The 508-nt window shown below is 64.4% G+C and carries 1 pseudogene; it reads left to right on the top strand.

Going from position 1 to position 508, the window contains the following annotated elements:
• Positions 1 to 71 precede the first annotated feature (71 nt).
• A pseudogene (locus tag EN879_RS38400) lies at positions 72 to 508 on the top strand (NAD kinase); the annotation flags it as partial.

The following is a 508-nucleotide window of genomic DNA, read 5'->3' as shown; positions in this document are numbered from 1 at the left end:
GACCTACCCCGCCCATGCTACCCCGAAATTGGCGCGGCCCTGCCGCTGCCACCGGTCGTCATCGGGGAGCCATGAGCAAAGCCGCCAGCCACATCGCCTTCGTCTCGTCCGACACCGCTGACGCCAAGACGGCGCTGGAAAGCCTGTCGGCGCGCTATGGCCAGTCTTCCGTCGAGGAGGCCGAGATCGTCGTTGCCCTTGGGGGTGACGGCTTCCTGCTGCAGACCCTGCGCGACACGATGGGGACCGGCAAGAAGGTCTACGGCATGAACCGTGGCACCATCGGCTTCCTGATGAACGAGTATCGTTCCGGTGGCCTGACCGAGCGTCTCGAAGCCGCCGTCGCCGAAACCATCCGCCCGCTGGAGATGCTGGCCGTGACCTCGGAAGGCGAAACGATTTCGGCACTGGCTATCAACGAGGTGGCGCTGTGGCGTCAATCGTACCAGACGGCCAAGATCCGCATCACCGTCGACGAACAGGTCCGGCTTGAGGAACTGAACTGCGA

It is taken from the genome of Mesorhizobium sp. M7A.F.Ca.AU.002.02.1.1 (assembly GCF_003998535.1).
GTDB lineage: Bacteria > Pseudomonadota > Alphaproteobacteria > Rhizobiales > Rhizobiaceae > Mesorhizobium > Mesorhizobium ciceri.
The sequence above is the reverse complement of the archived record's forward strand: the minus strand, read 5'-3'. Positions and strand labels throughout refer to the sequence as shown.